Source organism: Streptomyces sp. NPDC030165 (genome assembly GCF_055573595.1).
This window is the reverse complement of the sequence record NZ_JBVIBD010000010.1, coordinates 221491-242876: the sequence shown is the minus strand read 5'-3', so window position 1 is coordinate 242876 and position 21386 is coordinate 221491. Positions and strand designations below refer to the sequence as shown.

Here is a 21386-nt window from a genome sequence, read left to right as displayed (position 1 = left end):
CGCGCACCCGAAGGACCGCCCATGAACACCCCGCCCCTCGCCGGCGGAGCCGCAGGCCCCGACGCCCTGCGGCCCCTCCTCCGCACCGTCCTCGACGCGCTGCGCGACGGTGCGGAAGCCAGGGGCGGGCCGCTGCCCGCCGGCGGCCCCGGCCGCGTCGCCGCGCGGCTGCGGGAAGCCACCGGCCCCGTCCTCCCCGAGACCGGCCGCGGCCCCCACGCAGCACTGCGCGCCCTCGTCCACGCCCTCGCCGAAGGCGCCGCCGACCCCGCCGACCCGCACTGCGCGGCCCACCTGCACTGCCCGCCGCTGGCCCTCGCCGCCGCGGCCGACCTGGCCGCCGCCGCCCTCAACCCGTCCATGGACTCCTGGGACCAGGCCCCCGCCGCCTCCGCCCTCGAAGCCCGCACGGCCCGCGAACTCGCCGCCCTCGTCTACCCGTACGGACCCGACGACGCCCCCCGCCGGTACGAGCCCGACGGCACCCTCCACCCGTACGAGACCGGCGCATCCACCCGCCCCGGAGGCCCGCACGCCCCCCACGCGCTCGCGAGCCTCGCCCGCCCGTGCGAACCCGAAACCCCCGCCGGCCCCGGACGCACCCACGAGGACGACCAGCCCGACGCCCTCGTCACCACCGGCGGCACCGAATCCAACCAGCTCGGCCTCCTCCTCGCCCGCGAACACGCCCGCACCCGCCACACCGAACCCCTGCGCGTCGTCTGCGGCGCCAACGCCCACCACAGCATCCACCGTGCCGCCTGGCTCCTCGGCCTCCCCGAACCCCTCACCCTCCCCACCCCTGACGGCATCCTCGACCCCCGCACCCTCCACACCGCCCTCGCCGGCCTCTACCACCCCGGCAGCCCCGGGGCCCCCGCCGCCCCCGTTCTCGTATGCGCCACCGCCGGCACCACCGACACCGGTGCCATCGACCCGCTGCCCGCTCTCGCCGATCTCACCCGCACCCACGGCGCCCGCCTCCACGTCGACGCCGCGTACGGCGGCCCCGTCCTCCTCAGCACCACCCACCGCACCCTCCTCGACGGCCTGCACCGCGCCCACACCGTCACCCTCGACCTGCACAAACTCGGCTGGCAACCGGTCGCCGCCGGCCTCCTCGCCGTCCCCCGCGCCGCCGACCTCACCCCGCTCACCCACCGCGCCGCCTACCTCAACGCCGACGACGACACCGAAGCCGGACTCCCCGACCTCCTCGGCCGCTCCCTGCGCACCACCCGCCGCCCCGACATCCTCAAGATGGCCGTCACCCTCCAGGCCCTCGGCCGTACGGGACTCGCCGACCTCGTCGACCGCACCCTCGCCGCCGCCCGCACCCTCGCCGGCCTCATCGACGACCACCCCGCCTACGAACTCCACTCCCACCCCACCCTCAGCACCGTCCTCTTCCGCCCCACCGGAGCCGACGACACCACCGTCGCCACCATCCGCCGCCGCCTCCTGCACCACGGCCGCGCCGTCCTCGGCCGCGCCGCCACCCCCACCGGCCTCTGGCTCAAAGCCACCCTCCTCAACCCCTACACCACCACCGACGACCTCGCCTCGCTCCTCAAACTCGTGGAAGGCCACACCCCCCGATGAGCACCACCCCCCACCCCGAAGCCATCACCCTCCAACTGCCGTCCCCGGACCCCGGACGCCCCGCCCACACCGGCCCCCACACCACCAGCACCCGGCCCCCCGACCCCGAACCCGCCACCACCGCCCGCCCACCCGCCGACCCCGACCGGCCACTGGACCTCGCCGGCATCGGCATCGGCCCCTTCAACCTCTCCCTCGCCGCCCTCGCCGAGCCCCTCACCCACCTGCGCACCGCCTTCTACGACCAGCGCCCCGCCTTCCACTGGCACCCCGGCCTCCTCATCGACGACGCCACCCTCCAAGTCCCCTTCCTCGCCGACCTCGTCACCCTCGCCGACCCCGCCAGCCCCTGGACATTCCTGAACTACCTCAAACACCGCGAACGCCTCTTCCCCTTCTACTTCGCCGAACGCTTCCACATCCACCGCGCCGAATACGACGCCTACTGCCGCTGGGTCAGCCAGAACCTCCCCGGCCTGCACTTCCGCCACCAGGTCGACGCCGTCCGCTGGAACAGCGACCGCGACGCTTTCGAAGTCGACTACACCCAGCTCGGCGACGACGGCGAAGCCGAAGCCCTCGGCCGCACCCACGCCCGCAACCTCGCCCTCGGCGTCGGCACCGTCCCGCACGTACCCGACCCCCTCAAACCCCTCGTCGACGCCCCCGCCGTCCCCGTCCTGCACGCCGCCGACTACCTCGCCCACCGCGAACGCCTGCTCGCCGCCGAACACATCACCGTCATCGGCGCCGGACAGTCCGGCGCCGAGGTCTTCCTCGACCTGCTGCGTGCCCGCCCCACCGGCCGCGAAGGCCTCCACTGGCTCGCCCGCACCGCCGCCTTCGCCCCCATGGAATACAGCAAACTCGGCCTCGAACACTTCACCCCCGACTACACCCGCTACTTCCACGCCCTCCCCGAACCCGTACGCGACCAGCTCCTCCCCGGCCAGTGGCAGCTCTACAAAGGCATCGACCACACCACCCTCGCCGCCATCCACGACGAGCTCTACCGGCGCACCCTGCACGGCGGCTGGCCCGACACCACCCTCACCCCAGGCGTCACCGTCCGCACCGCAGGCCGCGTCGGCACCACCAAGGTCGAACTCCACCTCGACCACCCCCACCAGGGCGCCCGCTCCCGCCTGACCACCGACGCCGTCGTCCTCGCCACCGGCTACCGTGAAGGCCGCACCGACACCCTGCTCGCCGCCCTCGACCCCTACATGCGCCGCGACGCCGCCGGACGCCCCCGTATCGACGCCGACCAACGCCTCCTCCTCGACCCCTGCGTCACCGGCTCCGTCTACGTACAGAACGCCGAACACCACACCCACGGCGTCGGCACCCCGGACCTTGGCCTCGCCGCCTGGCGCAGCGCCACCATCCTCAACTCCCTCACCGAAACCACCACCTACCCCCTCCCCACCCGCACCGCCTTCACCACCTTCGGCCTACGCCCCTCCCCACCCCGCACCCTCACCGACATCCCCCGCCCCAACTCCACCCTCATCGAAAACCCCTGACCCGCCCGGCCCAGGCTCCGCCCCTACGGACACCTGGGCCGCCGCGCACCGCGCCGGGATCAGAACACCGGCACCCCGTCCCTGGTCAGCCGCCAGTCCACGGACGCGAACCGCGCCCCGTCGATCTCCCCGGTCTCCTTCACCCACCCGATGATCACATTCCGGATCTCCTCCGACGTCGACCACACCTGCGGCGCCTTCGCCACATGCGGGAAGTTGCCGCCACCGCTCGCCCGGTAGTTGTTCACCGCCAGCACGAACCGCGCGTCGTCCGCCACCGGCTTCCCCTCGAACGACAGCTTCGCGATCCGCCGCCCCGGCTCCCGCGCGATGTCGATCTCGTACGACACCCCGCTCACCGCGTCGTAGTTGTAATCCGGAATCCCCTCCGCGTTCGTCAGCTTCGCCGGATCGACCGGACCACCCGCCGGCGTCCGCACGTAATACCGCGCGGAGAACTCCAGATACTCCCGCACCTGCTTCCCGGTCAGAATCCGCGCCTCCAGCGTATTGTCGAACGGATACAGCGCCGCCATCGAGCGGATCGTCACCTCACCCGCCGGAACCGCCGCCGAACGCGAGAAACACGAAGCCTGCGACAGCACCGGCAACTTCGCGTGCTCACCACCCGCCAACGCCTTCCGCACCGCCTCCGCCTGGACGAACGCGATGAAATCCAGCACCGGCGTATCCTTGTACGGCGCCTCCGCCGCGGTCATCTCCGCCTTCGACCGGCCGATGACCTGATTGACGTACGCCACCACCTTCCGCTGCTCCGAACGCAGCAACCGAGTGATCCGCGGATCCTCCGGCACGGCATTGGAATTCAGCACCTTCGCCGACACCGACTCCACCGACCAGCGCCCCCGCGACCGCACCAACCCGAAGTCGAAGAGCGTCAGCCGCTGCCCCCACTTCAACGGCTCCGACAGCACCACCTCACGACCGGTCTCGCGATTGACCACCCGCCGCTCCGGCACCTCCACATGCGCGTGCCCCACCAGAATCGCGTCGATCCCCGGCACCCGCTCCGCCACCAGCGCCGCCGCGTTCTCCACATACGGCAGCTGATCCCCGTACGACGACGTACCGCTCGTCCCCGAATGCGCCGACACGATTACCACGTCCGCGCCCATCGACCGCAGCTTCGGCACCCACTTTGCCGCCTGCTCTTCCAGTCCCGGAAACGCCAGCTTCCCCTGCACATGCGCCTTGTCCCAGATCGCGACACCAGGATTCGTCAGCCCCAGCACCGCCACCTTCACCTCACCACCGCACGGCGTGCGCAACCGCTTCATCCAGTACGGCGGAAAAGCCGGCCGCAGCGACTTCGCGTCCACCGCGTTCGCCCCCAGCAGCGGAAAGTCACAGCTCTCCTCGAACTTCCGCAGCACCCCGAGACCGTAATTGAACTCGTGATTTCCGAGCGCCGCCGCGTCGTAACCGATCGCATTCATCGCCTTCGCCATCGGATGCACCGGTCCGTTCGGGCCGGTGATCGGATCGACCTTCGCGTAGTAATACGCCAGCTGCGTCCCCTGAATCGTGTCACCCGCGTCGATCAGCAGCGTATTGCGCGCGCCCTTCTCCTCCCGGACCCGCCGCGCCAGTGTGGAAATCTTCGCCAGCCCCACATCGTTGTGGTCCTTGTCGTCGAATTCCGCGTCGGCCGCGTAATCCCAGTTGAAGACATTCCCGTGCAGATCCGTGGTCCCCATGACCGTGAACGCGTAACGCCGCGCGGGCCGCGCCCCGCCGCCGGACGCCGGAGCGGCCACGGCCGACGGCGCCGCCGCTGTCGTACCGATGAGCGCGGCCCCCGCGCCCGTGGCGACCGAACTCCCCAGGAACTTCCTACGGCCGAGCGGCATGGACATCTCCTTCGACGAAACATGGCAGCGGACCGCGGCGGCGCAACCGGCGACTACCGCGGCACTCATGGACAACGCGCGTAGATTCTGGCTCAGCAACCCCACCCGCAACAGCCCTCACAGGTTGCGATCAGATGACCGCCCGCCCGTCCCCGCCCTGACAAACACCCCGCCCCGTGCCAGGCTGCCCCCATGACCGACCCCGACACCCGGCCCGCCACCCTCCCCTACGGCACCCCCGACGCACCCCGCCTCGCCGTCCGCGGCGAAGCCCGCATCGAGGCCGACCCCGAGATCGCCCGCATCGACATCACCGTCCAGGCCCGCGGCACCGACCGCACCGCCACTCTCAAGGACCTCACCCACCGCAACGACCAGGTCCTCACCCTTGTCAAGAGCTACGGCGACGCCGTCGAAAAACTCGACACCGGCGCCTTCTCCGTCACCCCCGAAATCACCGCCAAAGGCCGCCACGAACGCGTACGCGCCTACCATGGACGCGTCCGCGTCACCGCCACCGTCGCCGACTTCACCGCCCTCGGCGAACTCACCACCCGCCTCGCCGACCTCGACCTCACCCGCGTCGACGGCCCCTGGTGGGCCCTGCGCCCCGACTCGCCCGCCCACCGCGAAGCCCGCCGGCAAGCCGTGCGCGAAGCCGTCCAGCGCGCCCGCGAATACGCCGAAGCCCTCGGCGCACGCCTCGACGCCCTCCTCGAACTCGCCGACACCGGCGCCGACGACGCCACCCCGATGCCCGTCCCCGGCGGCGCGTTCCGATCCGTCGCGTACGCGGGAGCGGCCGAAAGCGCCCCCGCCCTCGACCTCGAACCGGCACGCCAAGAGGTGTACGCACAGATCAACGCCCGCTTCACGATGACGCGCCCCACCCTGTGACGTCACCCGCCCCGGCGTCCCCGCTTATCCGCTCATAGGAGCACCGGTCCGCGCATTCAACTACTTGTCAAGAGCCTTTCACGCAAAGGCCGTTGGGCCGTCACATTCCCACAGTTCCCTACCTATGAGTAGGTCGTAGGGTCGGACCATGCGCCGAGCAAAGATCGTCTGCACACTGGGACCCGCCACCGACTCGTACGAGCAGATCAAAGCACTCGTCGAAGCCGGAATGGACGTAGCCCGCTTCAACCTCAGCCACGGCACCTACGCCGAACACGAGGCGCGGTACGAGCGGGTACGCAAAGCGTCCGAGGAGACCGGCCGCAGCGTCGGCGTCCTCGCCGATCTTCAAGGTCCGAAGATCCGACTCGGCCGATTCCGCGAAGGCCCCGTACTTCTCGAACGCGACGACGCCTTCACCATCACCGTACGCCCCGGCACCGAAGGCGACCGCCACCGCTGCGGCACCACCTACGAAGGACTCGCCGACGACGTCACCCCCGGCGAACGCATCCTCGTCGACGACGGCAAGGTCACCCTCCAGGTCACCGACGTCCACGACACCGACGTCCACACCAAGGTCGTCGAAGGCGGCATGGTCTCCGACCACAAGGGCCTCAACCTCCCCGGCGTCGCCGTCTCCGTCCCCGCCCTCTCCGAGAAGGACCGCGAGGACCTGCGCTGGGCCCTGCACATCGGCGCCGACGTCATCGCCCTGTCCTTCGTCCGCAGCGGCGACGACATCGACGACGTCCACCGCATCATGCGCCAGGAGAACTGCTTCCGGCCCGTCATCGCCAAGGTCGAAAAGCCCCAGGCCGTCGACGCGATCGCCGACATCGTCGCCGCCTTCGACGGCATCATGGTCGCGCGCGGCGACCTCGGCGTCGAAATGCCCCTGGAAACAGTCCCGATCGTCCAGAAGCGCGCCATCAAACTCGCCAAACGCAATGCGAAGCCGGTCATCGTCGCCACCCAGATGCTCGACTCCATGATCGAGAACTCCCGGCCCACCCGCGCCGAAGCCTCCGACGTCGCCAACGCCGTCATTGACGGCACCGACGCCGTAATGCTCTCCGGCGAGACCAGCGTCGGCAAGTACGCCACCGAAACCGTACGCACCATGGCCCGCATCGTCACCGCCGCCGAGGAAGACCTCCTCACCAAGGGCCTGCCCCCGCTCACCGACCGCAACAAGCCCCGCACCCAGGGCGGCGCCGTCGCCCGCGCCGCCGCCGAGATGGGCGACTTCCTCGGCGCCAAATTCCTCGTCGCCTTCACCCAGTCCGGCGACACCGTCCGCCGCCTGTCCCGCTACCGCTCACCCATCCCCCTCCTCGCCTTCACCCCCGAACCGGCCACCCGCTCCCAGCTCAACCTCACCTGGGGCGTCGAAACCTTCCTCGGCCCCAAGGTCGACTCCACCGACGAGATGGTCGCCCAGGTCGACGAAGAACTCCTGCGCATCGGCCGCTGCGAACGCGGCGACGTCGTCATCATCACCGCCGGCTCCCCACCCGGCGTCGCCGGCTCCACCAACCTCGTCCGCGTCCACCGCATCGGCGAGGACGACACCCCGAAGTAACCCACAGCGCCCGGCCGCCGCTGACTCAATACTTGGGCCCGACGTGCACATCCATCAACGCCACGGAAGCACGCCGAGCCACCGAGACGTTCTGCGCGCGGCGGCTGTGGCGAGCCTGCCGCCATGCCACACCCACCGCGTCCAGCGCGTCCGTACAGAGCCGGACGATGACGGCGGACGTATGGGTGAAGAAATACCGCGGATACTCGTAACGCCTGCGCACACCGCCCACGAGGCGGGTGGCCCAGTTGGTGACCCGGCAACCGTCGGAAGGGAAGAGGCCGCGGACGCATTCCCAGGGATGGGCCTCGACGATGCGCCGCTGCCAGGGTTCCAAGACCATCGGACGGTCGTGCTTCCTGCCGGGCCCGTGCTGCGGAAACAGACAGAGCCAATGCCGACTGTAACTGGACGCCATGACACACCCCTGCTTACGCACCAGGCAAACACTGTTACCGGTCCGCGTACGCGGGGGCGTCGGTGGGCGGTTGTGGATTGCCTTTCCGGACGAGTGAGCGCGAGGCAAGGGAATGTGGTGAGCCTGAGGCTGCGTGGTCAGTATTTCGGACCGACGTGGGTGTCCATTAGGGACACGGAGGCCCGCTTCGCCACGGAGATGTTGAACGGGTCGCTGCCGCGGGCGAGTGTCGTCCACTCGACGCCCGCTTTGGTGAGAGTGTCCGAGTACAACTTGCGGATGTCATCGGACTTGTTGGTGAAGAAGTAGCGCGGGTATTCGTAGCGCTTCTTCTGGCCGCCGACCGTGTGAGTCGTCCAGTTCGTGATGCGGCAGCCGTCGGAATGGACCAGCCCCCGGATGAATGGCCACGGGTGGGTGTCGACGATGCGCTGCTGCCACGGCTCCAAGACGATCGGACGGTCGTGCTTCTTGCCGGCGCCGTGCTGCGGGAACAGGCACCAGATGCTTGGAGTACACCTTGACGTTGTGGCAGCCGGTCCGCCGCACGCGGCACGCGGAATTGTCCGGAAGGACCGCACGCATCGCGGCTTCGCACTCGTCCATGAGGCCGGGCCAGACGTCACCACAAGCGATCATGAGGCTTGGCACACGGTGCTGGGAGTACTGGATGATGTGGCCGTCACCCAGATAGAGAGCCAGGAGATACGCATAGGCGTTCTCGTCGAGAGGGCGCCCGTCGCATCGGGGGCACCGGGGGGTGTGGGAGCCCGGACACGCTCCGCGTTTTGAGCGGTCTACGTGCAGCCAGTAGCTGACCGTGCCGAGCGGCACGTTCAGCGCCCGAGCGACGTCCGCGTTCCTCGAGCCCGAGCGGAGCACGGACAGAGCCTTGAGTCGCACTTCAGAGCCATGTGTTCGCATGGTGTAACTCTGAGTGACGGGGGTGGCGCGAGTGGCGTAACGCCTGAAATTCACGGGAAGGTGGTCGTCCGCTTTGTGCGGGAGGTGCCCGGTGTGGGATTCGAACCCACACGCCCGAAGGCACGGCTGTTTGAGAGCCGCGTGTCTCGCCAGTTCCACCAACCGGGCCGGTTGCTCGAGACACCATACCGTGTGCCGGTGAGCAGCCGCCGCTAGGTAGGCTGCAAGGGCACCACCTGCCTGGAACGAGGAGACCCGTGAGCGCCGCCGAGCCCGAGCAGCCCGTCGCCGACGACGATCAGACGCATGTCCCGCCGCAGACGACCCGCGTGGTCATCGCCGAGGACGAGGCCCTCATCCGTCTCGATCTCAAGGAGATGCTGGAGGAGGAGGGCTACACCGTCGTCGGTGAGGCCGGGGACGGTGAGAAAGCCGTGGAGCTGGCGCGGGAGCACCGGCCGGACCTGGTGATCCTGGATGTGAAGATGCCGATCCTCGACGGGATCTCCGCCGCGGAGCGGATCGCCGAGGAGAGTATCGCCCCGGTTTTGATGCTCACCGCGTTCTCGCAGCGCGAACTGGTGGAGCGGGCGCGGGACGCCGGGGCCATGGCGTACCTGGTCAAGCCGTTCAGCAAGAGCGACGTGGTGCCGGCGATCGAGATGGCCGTGAGCCGGTTCACGGAGCTGAAGACGCTGGAGAAGGAGGTCGCCGACCTCACCCAGCGGCTGGAGACCCGCAAACTGGTGGACCGGGCGAAGAGCATCCTGCAGACCCAGTACGGGCTGTCCGAGCCGGCGGCCTTCCGCTGGATCCAGAAGACGTCGATGGACCGTCGGCTGTCCATGCAGCAGGTCGCCGAGGCGGTCATCGAGGACGCCGAGGAGAAGAAGCAGCAGAAGGACAAGAAAGCCAAGGAAGGCGAGTAAGGCGCGTAAGGGGTCAGGCGGGGCGGGCCGCGACGGCCGGGGGGCCGAGCAGGGCGCGTACGTCGTCGGCCTCCGGGGCGCGCAGCGGCTTGAAGAGGCGTAGCGCTTCCTGCCACGCGGCTTGCGCGCGTTCCGGCCGTCCGGCTGCCCGCAGGGCGTGGCCGAGGGTGACGAGGATCTTGGCGCGCCGCCAGGCGCCGCCGGTGTCCCGGAGTGCGGCGAGGGCTTCTTCCGCGCGGCTCGCGGCCTCGACGGGCCGTCCGTCTGCGAGGAGGGCTTCGGCGAGCCGGAAGAGGGTGAGCCCGGCCCACAGGCCCTGGCGTTCTTCGTGGAAGAGCGTCAGGGCTTCGGCGTACCGGGACTGTGCCGCGTCCAGCCGTCCTGCCGCGGCCAGGGTGAGTCCTGTCGTGTACAGGCCGTGGGCCAGCCGGACGGATGCGCCGAGGTCGCGGTAGTGGCGGAGGGAGCGGTCGGCGGCGTTCAGGGATTCCTCCTCGCGTCCGAGTCCGAGCAGGGCGCGGGCCTGGTTGGCGAGTGCTGCTGCTTCGCCGTACCGGTCGTCGTCGCGCCGGAAGGCGTCGAGGGCCCGGGTGAAGTACGTGAGGGCGTCCGCGTGGCGGTGGGCGGTCAGTGCTTCGATGCCGCGGAGGTTGAGGGCTCGGCTGTGTACGACGGGGTCGTCGCAGAGCTGTCCGAGGGTGAGGGCCGCACGGGACTGGGTCTCGGCTTCCTGGAAGTGGCCGAGCCGGGCGTGGGCGCGGCTGAGGAGGAGGCGGGCGCGGGCTTCCGTCCGGGTGTCCGCTGCTTCCTGGGCGGCTTCGGCCAGGAGGCGGGCGGTCTGCTCGTACGGGGGGAGGAGGGTGGCGGAGCCGAGCAGGTCCTGGGTGAGGAGGAGCAGGTCGGTGGCCGGGCGCAGCGCGTGGGGGCTTCGGCCGGGGGCGGTGGCTTGCCGTGCGGCGGCCAGGAGGTGGGGGCCTTGGGTGAACAGCCAGTCCAGTGCGGCGCTGCGGCTGGTGAACACGGTGCCGGGCCGGGTGGCCGGGCCGAGGTGGTCGAGGAGCCGGTCGCCGGGGCATTTGAGCTGGTGGGCGTCGGTGGCGGTGGCCAGGTAGTGGTGGAGCAGCCGGGAGAGGGCGGCTTCGTGTTCTTCCGGGGGCTGCTCGTCGTGTCGGGCGCGGGAGCGGGCGTAGAGGCGTACGAGGTCGTGGAAGCGGTAGCGGCCGGGGGCGGCTGTTTCCAGGAGTGAGGTGTCGACGAGGGTTTCGAGGAGTTCTTCGGTGTCGTCGGTGCCGGTGTCGAGCAGGGCGGCCGCGGCGGTGGGGGAGATGTCGGGGCCGTCGGTGAGGCCGAGGAGCCGGAAGGCCCGTGCCTGCCGCGGTGTCAGTCGTCCGTAGGTGAGTTCCAGGGCTGATGTCACCGCCAGGTCGCCGACGCGCAGTTCGTCCAGTCTGCGGTGTTCGTCGGCGAGTTTGGCGGCGAGTACGGCGACGGTCCAGGTGCGGCGGGCGGCGAGGCGGGAGGCGACGATGCGGATGGCGAGCGGCAGGTGTCCGCAGGCGCGGAGGACGTCCTGGGCGGCGGCGGGTTCGGCGGCGACGCGTTGTTCGCCGACGATGCGGGTGAAGAGGGTCAGTGCCTGGTCCGGGCTCATCACGTCGAGGTCGAGGAAGTGGGCGCCGGCGAGGCCGGAGAGGCGGGAGCGGCTGGTGACGAGGGCTGCCGAGCCGTCCGTACCGGGCAGGAGGGGGCGGACCTGGGCGGCGTCGTGGGCGTTGTCGAGCAGGACGAGGACGCGGCGGTCGGTGAGGAGGGCGCGGTAGTGGGCGGCGCGTTCGTGGGTGTCGTCGGGGATCTGGGCTTCGGGTGTGCCGAGGGCGCGGAGGAAGGATCCGAGGACGGCTCGGGGGTCGGTGGGGGTGTGGGTGGCTTGGAGGTCGACGTAGAGCTGGCCGTCGGGGAAGCGGTCGCGGGTGAGGTGGGCGACGTGGACGGCGAGGCTGGTTTTGCCGACGCCGGGGATGCCGCTGATGACCGAGACGGCTGCCGACAGTCCGTCGGGGGTGGTGAGCTGTTCGATCAGTTGGACCGTGGCGGTGCCGGGGGTGACGAAGTCGGCGAGGGTGGCGGGGAGTTGCCGGGGGATGCTGGGGGGTGGTTCGCCGGTGTGCTGGGCTGTGGGGGTGGGGGGGCCGAGTTCGGGGTCGGCCTGCAGGATGCGCTGGTGCAGGTGGGTGAGGGCGGGGGCGGGGTCGAGGCCGAGTTCGTCGGCGAGCAGGCGGCGGGTGTCGGCGTATACGGCGAGTGCTTCGGCTTGGCGGTCGCTGCGGTACAGGGCGAGCATGAGGAGTTCTCGCAGCCGTTCGCGCAGGGGGTGGGCGGCGGTGAGTGCGGTGAGTTCGGGGACGGTTTCGGTGTGGTTGCCGAGTTCGAGTTCGAGTTCGAGGCGTGTCTCCATGAGGGACAGGTGCCATTCCTCCAGGCGGGTGCGCTGGTTGTCCACGTACGGTCCGGTCAGGCCGGCCAGTGGTTCGCCGTCCCAGAGGGCCAGTGCGGAGTCCAGGAGGTTGCGGGCTGTGCAGTGGTCGCCGGAGGCACGGGCGTTCTCGGCTTCGGCCGCGTACTGCTCGGCGTGGGTCATGTCCAGGTCGAGTGGCTGGTTGCCGGCCGGTCGCAGCGCGTAGCCGCCGGACTCGCTGACCAGGAAGTCTCCGATCGCCCCGAGTGTCTTGCGGATGCGGGAGGCGTAGGTGCGCAGTGCGGCGAGGGCGGCGTGCGGTGGTTCGTCGCCCCAGAGGGCGTCGACGAGTTCGGCTGCGGTGGCGGTGCGTCCGCCGCGGAGCAGCAGGACGGCGAGGAGGGCTTGTTGCTGCGGGGAGCCGGTCGGCAGGGGTGTCGTGCCGCGCCAGGCCCGTACGGGACCGAGGACGGTGAAGCGGATCGGGGCTTGGTGAGGGCTTGGTGTCTTGCGGCTCGCAGGGTGGGTTTTGGGGGCGTGCAGAGGCTCGGGGACGGTGTCGGGGCGGGGAGCGGTGGGGGTGTCCGGTGGGTTCGGTGTGGCGGGGACCTGTGTGGCTGGTGTCTTTGTGTCGTTTTCGATCGCCGAGTGGAGTTTCTGAAGGCGGGCCGGCAGTCCGGTCCCGTACGCCGCTGTCAGTGCGTCGCCGAATCGTTCCAGGACGCGTAGTGCGTCGGTGGTGCGGCCGGTCGTGTGGAGGGCGGTGGCGAGGTGGGCGTGGAAGGTTTCGTCGTGGGGGTGTTCGTCGATGAGGGTGTGGAGTTCGGGGATCGTGCGGGAGGCGCGGCCGGTGCGGATGTCGGCTTCGATGCGCAGGCCGAGGGCTTCGGTGCGCAGGTCTTCCAGGCGTTGTACGTGGGTGGTGAGGCCGGTGCCGGTGCCGAGGCCGGCGAGTGCGGGGCCCCGCCAGGTGCCGAGGGCGTCGGTGAGCAGGGTGCGGGCGGCCGCGGGGTGGTCTTCGGACAGGTGGGTCCTGGCTTCGTCGAGGGCGGTGACGAAGCGGGTGAGGTCGATGTGGCGTGCGGGGAGGTGCAGTGCGTAGCCGTCGTGTTCCCAGGTGAGGGTGCGGCGTCCGGTTCCGCGGCCGGCGGCCTGGTCGAGCCGGCGGCGGATGCGGTGGACGTGTGTCTGGATCTGTTCTTTGGGGGTGGTGGGTGGGGCGGTGCCCCAGATTTCGGTGATGAGGGTGGGGACGGGGACGGTGTGGCCGTGGTGCAGCAGCAGGGAGGCGAGCAGTGCCTGCTGACGGACGGCGGTGGGGGTGATGTCGTCGCCGCCGATGGTGAGTTCGAGCGGTCCGAGGAGCCGTGCTTCAAGATCCATCGTGCTGGTCCGCGGTGCCGAGGATGAGGGTTTCGCGGGCGTGTGCCAGGGCGGGTGGCCGGGTGCCGTCGGTGCGGTGCCGTCGTTCGAGTTCTTCGCCGAGCAGGCGGGCGGCGCGGCTCTCCGCGCCGCCCGCGCACAGGGCGCGGGCCAGTGCGATGACGATGCTCTCGTCGTCGGGGTGCCGGTCGTGCAGGTCCTGGAGGGCGAAGGTGGCGCGGGAGACCGCTCCGGTCGCGAGCAGGGCGGTGGCGCGGCGTTTGCCGGTGTCCAGGTGGAGGTCGGTGAGGGTGCGCCGGGTGTGGCGTACGAAGGCGGAGGGCTGGAGGCCGGTGAGGGGTTCGCCGCGCCACAGGGCCAGGGCCGCGTCGTAGCGGTCGAGGGCGCCGTGGTGGTCGCCTCGGGCCTGGTGGTCGGCGCCGTCGTCGGCGAGGTGGCGGAAGCGGTCGGCGTCCACGTGGTCCGGGGCGACGTGGAGGAGGTAGCTGACGGTTTCCGGGGTGTGGCCGGGGTGGGTGGTCAGGCGGGCCGGGTGGTCGTTGTCCGGGCCGTCGTACTGCGCGAGGGTGCGGCGCAGGTGGTGGATGTGCAGGTGGATCGCGGAGATTGCCGAGGCGGGGGGCGGGCCGGGCCAGACGCGTTCGCGGAGTGCGGCGACGGTGAGGGCCTGTCCGGGCTGTAGGAGCAGGGCGGTGAGGACGGCTCGGCGCTGCGGGGGGCCGAGGGCGACGGGTGTGCCGGCGTGGTGGGACGTCACCGGCCCCAGCAGGCCGAAGCGGAGCGCTGTCACGTCTGTGTGCCCCTTCCGGTGCTCCGGTGCGCTGTACGCGCTGTCAGGGAAGATAGCAGGGCATTCAGCGGACGTTAAGTGAGCGTGTATTGCTGCTGGTTGGAGGCCTGGACTTGGCCGCTTGGAGCGGGTGGGCGCGGCATTCATCGTTTGTTTACGGGCGGACAGCACTCTTGCAGGACAGCGTCCTGAGACTCATGCCTAGTCCGGCGCGCTTTCGGCAGGGTCCCCGGGGGTGGTAGCCCGGGAGCCCTGCCTCGCCGTATTTATTTCCCAACTGTGGCCCACGGGACGCGTTTTGGGCTACCGTCGTTTCGACTCTTCGCGTCGCCGTGCACCGGCGCGGGCTCCCTTACCACGGGCCTGCCCGGAGCGTTCCGCGGTCGTGCGCCGAGGTCGCCCGCTGGACTAGGCATGGTCGAAGGGAGAGTGCGTCGTGCACTCGCAGTCATGGATGTGGCTCGCCGCGGGGGTGGTGGTGACGCTGGCCTTCTTCGGGCTGGTCGCCTACCTCGTACGGGAGTTGAAGTCGACGCGGCGGCTGCCGGCGGTGCTCGCCGCCGTCGCGGTCCTCATCGGAGCTCTGCCGGCGGTGCTCTACGCGCTGTATCACGCGCTGGTGGCGACCCAGTAGGCCGCCCGGGTGCCCCGGCCCGGCGTTCCCCCTGACCGGGGCGCGCCGTACCGGGGCCGTACCGGATGGGGCCCGGGTAACCGGCCCCGGGCCCCGCCCGCCCCCTCAGTCCTCTCCCAGGTATGCCTTGCGTACGGACTCGTCGTGCAGGAGTTCCTGCCCGGTGCCGGACAGGACGACGGTGCCGGTCTCCATGACGTGGCCGTGGTCGGCGAGGGAGAGGGCGGCCTGGGCGTTCTGTTCGACCAGGAGGATGGTGGTGCCCTGGGTGCGCAGTTCGCGGATGGTGTCCATGATCTTCTGCATCATGATGGGGGACAGGCCCATGGAGGGCTCGTCCAGCATCAGCAGTTTGGGCCGGGACATCAGGGCGCGGCCCATGGCGAGCATCTGCTGTTCGCCGCCGGAGAGGGTGCCGGAGGCCTGGCGGCTGCGTTCGCCGAGGATGGGGAAGAGTTCGAAGACGCGCTGGATGTCGGCCTCGATGCCGGCCGGGTCCTTGCGCAGGAACGCGCCGAGCTGGAGGTTTTCGGTGATGGTCAGGCGGGGGAAGAGGCGGCGGCCTTCGGGGGAGTGGGCGAGGCCGCGTTCGACGATCTTGTGGGCGGGGACGCCGGTGAGTGGCGCGCCGTCGAAGGTGATCTTCCCGGCGAGGGGTTTGAGGAGGCCGGAGAGGGTGCGCAGGGTGGTGGTCTTGCCGGCGCCGTTGGTGCCGATGAGGGTGACGACCTGGCCGGCCTCGACGGTGAAGGAGATGCCCTTGACGGCTTCGATCTTGCCGTAGGCGACGCGCAGGTCCTCGACCTGGAGGAGTGGGGGTGTGGTCATCGGGCGTCTCCTTCCGGGGCGGAGTTCCCGGGGGCGGAGTCGCCCGGTGGGCGGCCTTCGGGCGGGGAGTCCGTACGAGGGGCGTCTTCCGGGGCGGAGGGGCGGTGGCCGGCGGCGCGGGCCTGTTCCTCCGCGGCCCGTACCTCGGCGGCCTCCTCGGCGCCGGGCGCGTCCTCGAAGGGCGTGCCGAGGTAGGCGGCGATGACGCGTTCGTCGGCCTGGACGACTTCGGAGGTGCCTTCGAGGAGTTTCTCGCCCTGGACGAGGACGGCGACGCGGTCGCAGAGGTTGAAGATGAAGCGCATGTCGTGCTCGATGACGAGGACGGCGGTGCCCTGGTCGCGGATGGCGAGGACGAGGTCGCGGGTGGCGCGGGTCTCCTGGGGGTTCATGCCGGCGGTGGGTTCGTCGAGGAGGAGCAGGCCGGGTTCGCTGGCGAGGGCGCGGGCGATCTCCAGCTTGCGCTGTTCGCCGTAGGGCAGGTTGCGGGCGAGGTGGTCGCGTTTGGCGGCGAGGCCGGTGAACTCCAGGAGTTCCATGGCGCGTTCTTCGGAGGAGCGTTCGGCCTTGCGGAAGCCGGGGCCGCGCAGGAGGGCGGACCAGAGCCCTTCTTTGGTGCGGGTGTGGCGGCCGACGAGGGTGTTCTCCAGGACGGTCATGTTGGCGAAGAGGCGGATGTTCTGGAAGGTGCGGGCGACACCGGCCTGGGTGACGAGGTGGGGTTTGCGGGAGAGGCGGGTGCCCCGGAAGCTGACGGTGCCTTCGGTGGGGGCGTAGAGGCCGGTGAGGCAGTTGAAGAAGGTGGTCTTGCCGGCGCCGTTGGGGCCGATGAGGCCGACGATCTCGCCGGCCCGGACGGTGAGGTCGACGCCGCGTACGGCGGTCAGGCCGCCGAAGCGCATGGTGACGCCGGCGGCTTCGAGGACGGTGTCGGCGGTGCTGGTGGGTGTGGTCATGGTCGCGTCACGCCTTCGCCTGGGAGCCGCCGAGGGCCTGCTCCCCGTCGGGCAGGCGCGTATCGGGTACGTCGAGCTGGCCGGTCTCGTGGAATTCGAGCTGTTTCCTGCGGTCGGGGATCAGGCCCTCGGGGCGGAAGCGCATGAGCAGGACGAGGGCGAGGCCGAACAGGAAGAGCTGGTAGTCCTGGAGGAAGTCGAGCTTGGCGGGGATGAGGTAGAGCAGGGCGGCGCCGACGAGGGGGCCGCTGAGGGTGCCCATGCCGCCGAGGATGACGGCGGCGAGGAGGAACGCGGAGTTGGGCGGGGTGGGGCCCGCGAACTGGAACTGCTCGGGGGTGACGGTGGTGACGACGTGGGCGTGCACGGTGCCGGCGAGTCCGGCGAGGGCGGCGCCGAGCGCGAAGGCGAGCAGGCGCAGCCGGAAGCTGTTGACGCCCATGGCGACGGCGGCGGTCTCGTCCTCGCGGATGGCGATCCAGGCGCGGCCGATGCGGGAGGCGGCGGCGCGGCGGAAGACCAGCACGACGAAGGCGGTCACCAGGATCATCAGGAGGTAGTAGTTGCCGTAGGTGGCGATGGTGAAGCCGAGGATGTCGTGGGGTTCGCCGAAGTTGAAGCCGAAGATCTCCAGGTTGGGGATGTTGGGGATGCCCATGGCGCCGTTGGTGACGTCGGGCCCGGTGGTGCCGTTGAGGTTGAGCATGGCGATGCGGAAGATCTCGCCGAAGCCGAGGGTGACGATGGCGAGGTAGTCGCCGCGCAGGCGCAGGGTGGGGGCGCCGATCAGGACGCCGAAGGCGAGTGAGGCGGCGGCGCCGGTCAGCAGGGCGGCCCAGAACGGGAAGTGGAGCCCGAGGGCGGATTCGGGGCTGCCGGAGACGAGGGCGGCCGCGTAGGCGCCGACGCCCAGGAAGGCCACGTACCCGAGGTCGAGGAGGCCGGCGAGGCCGACGACGACGTTCAGGCCGAGGGCGACGGTGGCGAAGATGAGGATGTTGGCGCCGATGATCGTGTACTGGTCGGTGTCCTGGGTGAACGGGAAGCAGGCCGCGGCGACGAAGGCCGCGGCGAGCGCGACGCCGCGGTGCCGGGCGGTGATCGCGGTGAGCCGGCGCACGAGCCCGGCGCGGTGCAGGGCGGGGACGGCGAGCGCGACGAAGATCAGGTAGCCGACGAAGGGCGGGCCGTCCTCCGCGTCGATGCCGTACGTGAAGACGTAGAGCGCGGCACCGAAGGCCGCGGCGATGATCAGGATCTCGCCCCAGGAGGGCAGCGGCCGCGCGGGTTTGCGCAGCGGTACGGAGGCCAGCGCGCCCGTGAAGCGGTGCCAGGCGCCGGGCGCCGGGACGTCCTGCCGGCCCGCGGGGTCGGTGCGGTCGGCGGGCAGGCCGAGGGCGCCGAGGAGCGTGGCGAGGGCGGCGGCGCCCGCGATGAAGCCGCCGGCTTCGAGGTTGACCAGGCCGCCGAGGTGGACGGCGACGGCGCCGAGCGTGAACCAGGTGGCGGCGAGGGTGGCGATGGCCGCGAACAGTACGGGGGCGGTGCGGCCGGCCGGGGTGAGCCAGCCGAAGCCGCGGACGTCGAGGCCGGCGAGGGTGAACAGGAGGGTCAGGACGCCGCCGGCGAGGGTGATCAGTTGTAGGCCCGCGGGGGAGCCGTAGTAGGTGAGGTCGCCGGGGAAGTCGCTGCTCCAGGTCCAGGCGAGGCCGGTGGAGGCGGCGGTGGCGAGGGCGGCGGCCGCGGTGGTGAGGAGGGCGCCGCGTCCGGGGAGGGGGAGGACGCCGGTGCGGTGCTGTGCCGGGGTGGCGCCGGGCGTCTTCCCGTTGTCGCCGTTGGCGGGTGTGGTGGTCATCGCTGTCACGCCCGATCCGCGACGCGTTCGCCGAGCAGGCCCTGGGGCCTGAGCAGGAGGACGAGGATGAGGAGGACGAAGGCCCAGACGTCCTTCCAGGCTCCGCCGCCGAACTGCTGCATACCGGGTATCTCCTCGACGTAGCCGGTGGCGAGTGCTTCGGCGACCCCCAGGACGAGGCCGCCGAGCATGGCGCCGTAGATGTTGCCGATGCCGCCGAGCACGGCCGCGGTGAAGGCCTTGAGGCCGAGGATGAAGCCCATCCGGAACTGCACCTCGCCGGTGCGCAGCCCGTAGGCGACGGCGGCGACGCCCGCGAAGACGGCGCCGATGGCGAAGGCCAGCACGATGATCCGGTCGGTGTTGACGCCCATGAGCTTGGCGGTGTCCGGGTCCTGGGCGGTGGCCTGCATGGCGCGGCCGCTGCGGGTGCGGGAGACGAAGAAGCCGAGGGCGATCATGCAGACCGGTGCGGCGGCGATGACGAAGATGTCGCCGCGCTGGACGGTGGCGCCCAGGATTTCGAAGGAGTCGCCCTTGAACTGCGGGAAGACCCGGGCCTTGTTGCCTTCGGGGTACCACATCCAGACGGCCTGCTGGAGGGCGATGGACAGGCCGATGGCGGTGATCAGGGGCGCGAGGCGGGGCGCGCCGCGCAGCGGTCGGTAGGCGAAACGTTCCGCTGCCACGCCGACGAGGCCGGAGACGACGACGGCTCCGAGGAGCATCAGGGGCAGCGCGAGGAGGAGGGACGTGCCGGACGGCATGGCGAGGTGGACGGTGAGCGCGCCGAAGCCGCCGACCATGAAGATCTCGCCGTGTGCGAAGTTGATGAGCTGGACGATGCCGTAGACCATCGTGTAGCCGATCGCGATGAGTCCGTACATCGCGCCGAGGATGAGTCCGTTGGCCAGCTGTTGCGGCAGTTCGTTCACCGCAGGGCCTCCGTGGGGTGGGAAGACGGTACGGGCGGTGGCGGCAGCCCGTGTGCCGCGGGCGGCGCCGGAGGGCGTTCGTGGCGTCCTGGCGCGGCCCGAGGGGCACTGGCCGGTGGGGTGGTGCGGCGGGCCCGGCGGGCCCGGGACCGCGGACGGTCCGGGCCCGCCGGCCTCGGCGGTACGGTTCAGCCCGGGCGGGTCAGCCCTTGCCGGCCTTGTCGAACTTCTTGAACTCCGCGCTGAAGCGGGCGACCCACTTGCCCTGGTCGACCTGGTAGGCGGTGATCATGGTGTTGGTGGTGTCGCCGTACTTGTCGAAGGAGACATGGCCGGTGACGCCGTCGAAGGAGACCTGGTTCATGGCGTCGACGACCTTCTTGCGCGCGTCCGCGGGCAGCTTGCCGCCGTTGTCCCCGACGACCTTCTTGACGGCCTGGATCAGCGCCCAGGTGGCGTCGTAGGCGGAGCCGCCGTACGCCTCGTAGCGGTCCTTGTAGCCCGCGGCCTTGTACTCGTCGATGAACTTCTTCGCGGAGGCGAGCTGTTCGACGGGCTTGCCCACGGAGGAGGCGTAATCGCCCTGTGCCTTCTTGTTGAGCTTGATGTAGTCGGCGCTGTACATGCCGTCGCCGCCCATCAGGGGCACGGTGACGCCGCCGTCCTTGAGCTGCTGGCTCAACGGCCCGGACGCGGGGTACTCGCCGCCGTAGAAGACCACGTCCGGCTTGGCGGCCTTGACCTTGGCGACGACGGCCTTGAAGTCGCGGTCCTCCGGGTTGACGTGCTCGGAGCCGACGACCTTGCCGCCCAGCTTGGTGAACTGCGCCTTGAAGGACGCGGCGAGGCCCGCGCCGTAGGTCTTCTGGTCGTCGATGACGTAGGCGTTCTTGAACTTGGCCTTCTCCCAGGCGAACTGGCCGTCGAAGGCGCCCTGCACCTCGTCGGTGGTGGCGGTGCGGAAGTAGGTGGAGAACTGCCGCACGCGCTTGTTCTGCTTCCAGTCCTTGCCCTGGGTGAGGTCAGGGGTGGTGTTGGCCGGGGATATCAGGGCCACGCCGCTCTGCTGGGCGACCTGCTGCATGGACTGGGCGACGCTGGAGTTCAGCGGGCCGACGATGCCCAGGACGTCCTTGTCGCCGGCGAGCTTGGTGGCGTTCTGCTGGCCGACGTTGGCCTGCGCCTTGTCGTCGAGCGGTTCGAGCTTGAACTCGACGCCCTTCACCTCGCCGGCCTTGTTGGCGTTGTCGACGGCGAGCTGGGCGGAGTTGCGGATGCCCAGGCCCAGGGCGGAGAGCTCGCCGGTGACCGGGGCGTCGAGGCCGATGGTCACGGATGTCTTCGCCCCCTCGCCGCCCTTCTTGTCGTCGCCGCGGGAGCCGCATGCGGAGAGTGTGAGGGCGCCTGCGGTGACCGCGGTGGTGAGTATGAGCAAGGAACGGTGACGCACGATCAGTCCTTTCCCTGGCGCGGCCGGGCGCGTCGCACGACCGTTTCGCGCGCCGGGCTGTACGGGTGGTACAGGGTCCGTGCTCGCAACGCGCGCCCGGCGGCGCGGTGACTGGCGGTGACTCTAGAGCGGTGCCCGGTGACCTGACAGCGGCGCTGACCAGGATGTGACGCTCTTGTTATGACCGTCGATGAGCGTTTTGCCCTCATGCTCCTTACATTCGGCGCGGACACCGAGCGGAGTGTGAACTGGCACTTCCCGCAGGGGATTTGGGGCTGATCTTGGTCCGGGCGTCCGCATAGCGGATGGGACGTGCGGGGCGGGTGGGTGGTCGGTGCACCAGGGGAG

At 70.6% G+C, this 21386-nt stretch carries 14 protein-coding genes, 1 tRNA gene and 3 pseudogenes; 6 read left to right on the top strand and 12 right to left on the bottom strand.

The genetic code is table 11. The features are described from left to right. Nucleotides 1-21 precede the first annotated feature (21 nt). Entirely contained in the window at nucleotides 22-1602 is a 1581-nt protein-coding gene (locus tag ACZ4Z1_RS20895) for a pyridoxal phosphate-dependent decarboxylase family protein (protein ID WP_468488074.1), read from the top strand. Beyond that, nucleotides 1599-3128, top strand: a complete 1530-nt coding sequence (locus tag ACZ4Z1_RS20890) for a lysine N(6)-hydroxylase/L-ornithine N(5)-oxygenase family protein (protein ID WP_468488073.1) — start codon at nucleotides 1599-1601, stop codon at nucleotides 3126-3128. Before ACZ4Z1_RS20895 ends, ACZ4Z1_RS20890 begins: the two co-directional genes overlap by 4 nt. Nucleotides 3129-3187: 59 nt before the next feature. Here ACZ4Z1_RS20890 and ACZ4Z1_RS20885 read toward each other — a convergent pair whose 3' ends face one another. Continuing rightward, entirely contained in the window at nucleotides 3188-4999 is a 1812-nt protein-coding gene (locus ACZ4Z1_RS20885) for a bifunctional metallophosphatase/5'-nucleotidase (RefSeq protein WP_468488072.1), read from the bottom strand. A 192-nt stretch (nucleotides 5000-5191) separates the two neighbouring features. Here ACZ4Z1_RS20885 and ACZ4Z1_RS20880 point away from each other — a divergent pair, with 192 nt between their 5' ends. Then, nucleotides 5192-5896 (top strand): SIMPL domain-containing protein, encoded by a 705-nt coding sequence (locus tag ACZ4Z1_RS20880; protein ID WP_468488071.1) that lies wholly within the window; start codon nucleotides 5192-5194, stop codon nucleotides 5894-5896. 148 nt (nucleotides 5897-6044) lie between these two features. Further along, nucleotides 6045-7481, top strand: coding sequence for a pyruvate kinase (gene pyk, locus ACZ4Z1_RS20875; RefSeq protein ID WP_468488070.1), 1437 nt, complete (start codon nucleotides 6045-6047; stop codon nucleotides 7479-7481). A gap of 25 nt (nucleotides 7482-7506) precedes the next feature. Here the strand turns inward: pyk and ACZ4Z1_RS20870 are convergent. From ACZ4Z1_RS20870 to ACZ4Z1_RS20860, 3 genes and pseudogenes are all read right to left on the bottom strand, one after another. Continuing rightward, nucleotides 7507-7944 (bottom strand): annotated as a pseudogene (locus ACZ4Z1_RS20870) (transcriptional regulator); the annotation flags it as partial. Between the two features lie 92 nt (nucleotides 7945-8036). Further along, nucleotides 8037-8823, bottom strand: a pseudogene (locus tag ACZ4Z1_RS20865) (helix-turn-helix domain-containing protein). Nucleotides 8824-8908: 85 nt separating this feature from the next. After that, nucleotides 8909-8991, bottom strand: a tRNA-Leu gene (locus ACZ4Z1_RS20860). A gap of 89 nt (nucleotides 8992-9080) precedes the next feature. On the opposite strand from ACZ4Z1_RS20860, the gene ACZ4Z1_RS20855 reads away from it, so the two are divergent. Further along, nucleotides 9081-9752, top strand: a complete 672-nt coding sequence (locus ACZ4Z1_RS20855; protein WP_468488069.1) for an ANTAR domain-containing response regulator — start codon at nucleotides 9081-9083, stop codon at nucleotides 9750-9752. Nucleotides 9753-9765: 13 nt separating this feature from the next. Here the strand turns inward: ACZ4Z1_RS20855 and ACZ4Z1_RS20850 are convergent, their stop codons facing one another. The 3 genes and pseudogenes from ACZ4Z1_RS20850 to ACZ4Z1_RS20840 form a co-directional block, all read right to left on the bottom strand. Further along, complete coding sequence (locus ACZ4Z1_RS20850; RefSeq protein ID WP_468488151.1) at nucleotides 9766-13281, bottom strand: BTAD domain-containing putative transcriptional regulator; 3516 nt, start codon at nucleotides 13279-13281, stop codon at nucleotides 9766-9768. A gap of 33 nt (nucleotides 13282-13314) precedes the next feature. Continuing rightward, nucleotides 13315-13590 (bottom strand): annotated as a pseudogene (locus tag ACZ4Z1_RS20845) (AfsR/SARP family transcriptional regulator); the annotation flags it as partial. Further along, nucleotides 13580-14380: an AfsR/SARP family transcriptional regulator gene (locus ACZ4Z1_RS20840; RefSeq protein ID WP_468488068.1), complete on the bottom strand. Its 801-nt coding sequence runs from the start codon at nucleotides 14378-14380 to the stop codon at nucleotides 13580-13582. The pseudogene ACZ4Z1_RS20845 and the gene ACZ4Z1_RS20840, both read right to left, overlap by 11 nt. 436 nt (nucleotides 14381-14816) lie before the next feature. On the opposite strand from ACZ4Z1_RS20840, the gene ACZ4Z1_RS20835 reads away from it, so the two are divergent. Continuing rightward, the gene (locus ACZ4Z1_RS20835) at nucleotides 14817-15014 is read left to right on the top strand and encodes a hypothetical protein (RefSeq protein ID WP_468488067.1); all 198 of its coding nucleotides are present in this window, start codon (nucleotides 14817-14819) and stop codon (nucleotides 15012-15014) included. A 105-nt stretch (nucleotides 15015-15119) separates the two neighbouring features. Here the strand turns inward: ACZ4Z1_RS20835 and ACZ4Z1_RS20830 are convergent, their stop codons facing one another. The 5 genes from ACZ4Z1_RS20830 to ACZ4Z1_RS20810 form a co-directional block, all read right to left on the bottom strand. Beyond that, nucleotides 15120-15842 carry an ABC transporter ATP-binding protein gene (locus tag ACZ4Z1_RS20830; protein ID WP_468488066.1) on the bottom strand — a complete coding sequence of 241 codons (723 nt, stop codon included), beginning with the start codon at nucleotides 15840-15842 and terminating at the stop codon, nucleotides 15120-15122. Further along, complete coding sequence (locus ACZ4Z1_RS20825; RefSeq protein ID WP_468488065.1) at nucleotides 15839-16798, bottom strand: ABC transporter ATP-binding protein; 960 nt, start codon at nucleotides 16796-16798, stop codon at nucleotides 15839-15841. Before ACZ4Z1_RS20825 ends, ACZ4Z1_RS20830 begins: the two co-directional genes overlap by 4 nt. A 7-nt stretch (nucleotides 16799-16805) precedes the next feature. Beyond that, nucleotides 16806-18653 carry a branched-chain amino acid ABC transporter permease gene (locus ACZ4Z1_RS20820; RefSeq protein ID WP_468488064.1) on the bottom strand — a complete coding sequence of 616 codons (1848 nt, stop codon included), beginning with the start codon at nucleotides 18651-18653 and terminating at the stop codon, nucleotides 16806-16808. A 5-nt stretch (nucleotides 18654-18658) separates the two neighbouring features. Next, entirely contained in the window at nucleotides 18659-19588 is a 930-nt protein-coding gene (locus ACZ4Z1_RS20815; protein WP_468488063.1) for a branched-chain amino acid ABC transporter permease, read from the bottom strand. Nucleotides 19589-19790: 202 nt separating this feature from the next. Beyond that, a complete protein-coding gene (locus ACZ4Z1_RS20810) occupies nucleotides 19791-21023 on the bottom strand; it encodes a branched-chain amino acid ABC transporter substrate-binding protein (protein WP_468488150.1) in 1233 nt (410 codons plus the stop codon). Nucleotides 21024-21386 lie beyond the last annotated feature (363 nt).